Source organism: Citrobacter sp. Cf072, assembly GCF_030334485.1.
GTDB lineage: Bacteria > Pseudomonadota > Gammaproteobacteria > Enterobacterales > Enterobacteriaceae > Citrobacter > Citrobacter freundii.
The window spans coordinates 1-4733 of record NZ_JAOWDX010000040.1; the positions used below are offsets into that span (position 1 = coordinate 1).

Sequence of the window (4733 nt, forward strand, 5' to 3'; positions counted from 1 at the left end):
CGCAGTTTAAATTCTACATCGCTGGTTTTTATCGACATCTCTTTCCCCTCAGCGGCTCATCAGCACTTCAGCAATATGCATCACTTTGACCGGCTGGCCTTCGCGTTGCAGTCGGCCGCCAATATTCAGCAGGCAGCTGACGTCAGCGCCGATCAAAAACTCCGGCTTCGCATCCATCAGATGTAAAACTTTCTCTTTCACCATCTCGCCGGAGATCTCGGCCATCTTGACCGAGAACGTCCCGCCAAAGCCGCAGCAGGTGTCCTGATCGGCAAACGTCAACAGCTCCAGTCCGCGCACGTTTTTCAGCAGCGTGAGCGGCTCTTCCTTCACCCCCAGTTTGCGGGTCAGGCTACAGGAAGGATGATACACAGCGCGGCCCTGCAGGCTGGCACCCACGTCCACCACGCCCAGTTTGTTGACGATAAAAGAGGTGAGATCCTGCATACGTCCGGCAACCTTCTCGGCGCGCAGCGCCCATGCGGGCTCATCCGCCAGATACGTCGGGTAGCTTTTTACCGCGTAGGTGCAGGAGCCTGCCGGGGAGATAATCGGATCGTCGTTGTCTTCCAGGGCGGCGATCAGGTTTTTCATCCCGGGGATCGCCTCTTTGATGTAACCGCTGTTGATGGCTGGCTGACCGCAACACCCTTGCTTCTCGGGGAAATTAACGCGACAACCCAGTTTTTCCAGCAGCAATACGGAGTCTCGTGCCATCCGTGATTTCAGTGCGTCACCAATACAGGTGACAAAGAAATTTACATTCACAATAACTACTCCATTGCTTCATTTCTGTTTATTGCGCTTGATATCGCGATATCAAACAAATGTTCATTCGTATTTCATGCCCAGTTTTTATGTTTGCTGGTTTTACCAATACCTGGGTTCATAGTGTTGGTCGGATCATTTTCCTGATAAAAACGTGCCAAATTTTCCGGCGCTTTATACAGATGGCCGACATTGTGTTCCGCCGGATATTGCGCTCCGCGTTGGCGCAGTAATTCCAGCATCTGTTCTTTTAACGCGTGGGCATCTACGCCTTTTTTAACGATATAATCCTGATGGAATACATGGCACATAAAATGGCCGTAATAGAGTTTATGCACCAACTGACTGTCAATTTCCGCCGGTAAATGCTCATACCATTCGGTATCATTGCGGCGTAATGCAATATCCAGCGCGAGAATATCCTCAACCTCGTCAGAATGAACGGCCTGATAACGAATGGCAGCACCCGCGGCGGCAAAACGATGCAGAAACGCCTTACTGCCCTCTTCCGCGGTACAGGTAAAGAACGCGCCCTCGGCCGATTTAAAATAGTCCGTTAACCATGCCTGGGCTTCGGCCACACCCTCACCGGACATTTTCAACATCAGATGGTGTTCATAGTTATCGCGCCAGGTCTTCATCCGCGCCGGGAGATGGCTCGGGAACAGATGGCTAAAAGCCTGCATCGCGCGGTCGGTAAAGTGCGGGCGAAAGATCTTCACCTTCTCAAGTATGGCCTCGGTACGCCCCTTCAGGTTGAAGAAGAACGGCATTTTGTCCGTGCCAAGTTTGTCGATCATCAGGAAGGTATCTTTGCTGTATTTCTCTGCAATATCATAGATATCGCGGTGCATATACTCCCCAGCAACCGGCAGGTTTGTAAAATTCGCCAGGATGTGGCGGCGAATCTCAGTCAGGACATCAGTCTGATTGGTACCGATATAAAAGACCTGCTGGTTCTTCTCGGCTTCAAAGGTATCCAGACGTACGGCAAACACCGCTAACTTGCCCGCGCAGCCAGAGGATTCAAACAGGCGATCCGGGTCAGCGTTGTAACGTGCTGGCGTGTCGGCATTGATGTCCCGCACGCGGCTAACATAGTCGTGATCGTGCGCGTGACGCCCGTCATGGTTGACGAGCACGGCTTCAATCGCATTGTTATCCAGCCGGGCAAGGATTTGCTCTGGCGTCTGACCTAGCTCAATGCCGAGGTGATTGACCAGCTGCAAGCGTCCCTGTTCATCAATACGGGCAAACAGCGACATCTCGGTATAAGCCGGGCCACGCTGGACCAGAGAACCGCCGGAGTTATTACAGATACCGCCGATAACCGACGCGCCGATGCACGAAGAGCCAATCACCGAATGCGGCTCACGGCCAAACGGCTTCAGCGCCTTTTCCAGCGAATACAGCGTGGTGCCCGGATAAGCCAGCACCTGCTTACCCTCATCCAGCACATGCAGACTGTCCAGCCGCAGCGTGCTGATAATGACGATCTCGCGGTCGTAATCATTACCATTGGGCGTCGAACCCTCAGTCAGGCCAGTGTTCGACGCCTGCATCAGGATTATTTTATCGGCCTCAACGCAGGCGCTAAGGACTTTCCAGAGTTCAAGCAAAGAGCCGGGGATAACCACCGCCAGAGCATCACCCTGACCCGAGCGAAAACCCTTACGGTAACGCGCAGTTTTTGACGGTTCGGTGAGGATATGAGCAGGGCCAACCAATTGGGTAAGAGTTGTCAAAAAGGTCTTATTATCAGTATGTTTCATGGAGGGCGGCTCTCCGCTCCTTATATCAGGGCCAGTGAAAATGGCCATAAGTTTATTTGTACGACAAAACAGAATATTCCCTCAATCAATATCCACATGCAATACCCCATTTTATTTCTTTCGGCACCGCTCACATTTTTTAATGAAATTACCACTACCACATAATTCATACTCCGTTCTTTTACTGGATGCCAAAACGCTTATTTCATTTATTGCAAAGACCATTTCATACCTATTAATGATTAACTCTAATGGGTATTATTATATTTAGTGGTTATTCATATTTAATAAAAAAAATAACATTATTTATACAATTATTAACCTTTGTAACTTTATTTCACTGAAGCGATTCAGTTTGCATTTTTTATTTTATTATTAAGGTAGCCTCCTTCCCCCTAAATATAGTTAAGTCTAAAAAAGTAAATCGGGAATTGTAATGCACGAATATTTAATGTTTGCTCTGGCACTCTCTCCTTTGCTGCTGATGGTATTTTTAATACTGAAATTAAAAATGCCCATCCATTATTCCGTACTGATCTCTTTGGTATTCACCGCTGCACTATCGGCAATATTCTGGGAAATGCCCACACAGAATCTGAAAGCCGCGATAGGCTATGGTGCACTGAAGGGACTATGGCCGATCGTAATTGTTATCCTCGGCGCTATCTTCAGTTATAACGTCATGCAGGCGACCAAAGCGCTGGATATTCTGCGCGATATTCTCGCCAGCATTAGCGAAGATAAGCGTATTCAGGTGCTGCTGATTTCATGGTGTTTTGGTGGATTTCTTGAAGCCGCTGCGGGCTATGGCACGGCGGTCGCTATTCCGATCGGTATTCTCATTGCGCTGGGATTCAACCCGTTGAAGGCGGCGATTGCTTCCCTCGTAGCAAATACCGTTCCGACCGCATTTGGCGCGGTTGGGATCCCGGTTTCTATTCTGGCAGAGCAGGTTAATCTGCCGGTTTATACCTTAGGCGGAACCATTATTTTGCAGCTCGCGCTGTTTAATATCCTGCTGCCGTTTGTGATTGTCTGCATTATTGGCGGTGGCCTGAAAGCCATTCGCGGCGTATTTCTGATCACGTTGATTTGCGGCATTTCCACGCTGGTTCCGCAATATTTTGTCGCCATCCATCTTGGCGCGGAATTACCCGCCTTTGCCGGTAGCCTGGTCAGCCTGTTTGCCGTGGCGATGGTCAGTCGCCTGCGCAAAGGGAAAACCGATCCCGAGTGGCGCATTGAGGTCAGCCATACCCGCGAAACCACGCCGCGCTCGGCAAAAGTGTTGTTCCGGGTTGGCTCTATTTATCTGTTTATTTTTGTGTTTATCCTGCTGTGTTCGCCGCTGTTCCCGACAATAAAAGGCGCGGCATCCCAACTGGCTTCGGTGCTGCATTTCACGTTGGCTGACGGCAAAACGATGGCGCTGAAAGTTGAATGGGTGACCACACCGGGGATGCTGATCATCTTTGCGACCATTATCGGCGGTTTTATTCAGGGAGCGTCCGCACGTGGGATGCTGGAAGTATTTATCAAAACGATTTTCCAGCTTAAAAACTCTATCGTCGCAATTATGGCGATCGTCGCGCTGGCCACGGTGATGGATCTCAGCGGGATTATCTCCACGCTGGCGCAGTCGATTGTCGATCTGACCGGCAGCTCGTACGTCTTCCTCGCCCCGGTGATTGGCGCGCTGGGCACGTTTGTTACCGGCAGCGATACCAACTCGAACATTTTGTTCGGAAAACTGCAAACCATTGCCGCCAGCAAACTGCATATCGATCCCAACTGGCTGGCAGCGGCCAATACCTCTGGCGCAACGGGCGGGAAAATGATTTCGCCGCAAAGCATCGCCATCGCGGTATCCGCCACAAAAATGGACGGTCAGGCCAACCAGATCATGTCTGGCACCATGAAATACTGCTGCGCCTATATCGTGATCCTCGGCTTAAAGGTTGGCCTCTTTTATTACTGGTTTATGGCGTAAGCCATTGTCAACCCCGTCAAATTTGCGGCAACCGTATTTGACGACGCGGTGACCAAAAAGGTTTACACCTCCCCGGGAACGGAACGAGGCGACAGACTTTACGATTTGTCGGCGCTGACTAAAATAGCGCCGATGTTTCAAATCGAGGATTGTTGTTATGTTGTTCTGGAAAAAGATGGTGAAGAAGTTCGACGCCTTTTCCG

Annotated in this window: 4 protein-coding genes; 1 reads left to right on the forward strand and 3 read right to left on the reverse strand. The window is 50.2% G+C overall.

Annotated elements, in window-relative coordinates; translation table 11 throughout:
- Nucleotides 1-48 precede the first annotated feature (48 nt).
- Both OGX66_RS07825 and dld read right to left on the reverse strand, forming a co-directional pair.
- Entirely contained in the window at nt 49-768 is a 720-nt protein-coding gene (locus OGX66_RS07825; protein ID WP_088902777.1) for a (Fe-S)-binding protein, read from the reverse strand.
- 74 nt (nt 769-842) lie between these two features.
- Entirely contained in the window at nt 843-2588 is a 1746-nt protein-coding gene (dld, locus tag OGX66_RS07830) for a D-lactate dehydrogenase (RefSeq protein ID WP_023157191.1), read from the reverse strand.
- Nucleotides 2589-2976: 388 nt separating this feature from the next.
- Here dld and OGX66_RS07835 point away from each other — a divergent pair, with 388 nt between their 5' ends.
- On the forward strand, nt 2977-4530 hold the full coding sequence (locus OGX66_RS07835) for an L-lactate permease (protein WP_023157189.1): 1554 nt from the start codon (nt 2977-2979) through the stop codon (nt 4528-4530).
- Here the strand turns inward: OGX66_RS07835 and OGX66_RS07840 are convergent.
- The coding region (locus tag OGX66_RS07840) for a hypothetical protein (protein WP_286511321.1) at nt 4492-4733 on the reverse strand (242 nt) is incomplete at its 5' end. The two genes, OGX66_RS07835 and OGX66_RS07840, sit on opposite strands and share 39 nt — an antisense overlap.

Excerpts from the sequence above, each read along its gene's own strand:
- dld (WP_023157191.1), bottom strand. The coding sequence starts at position 2,588 with ATGGCCATTTTCACTGGCCCTGATATAAGGAGCGGAGAGCCGCCCTCC.
- OGX66_RS07835 (WP_023157189.1), top strand. The coding sequence starts at position 2,977 with ATGCACGAATATTTAATGTTTGCTCTGGCACTCTCTCCTTTGCTGCTG.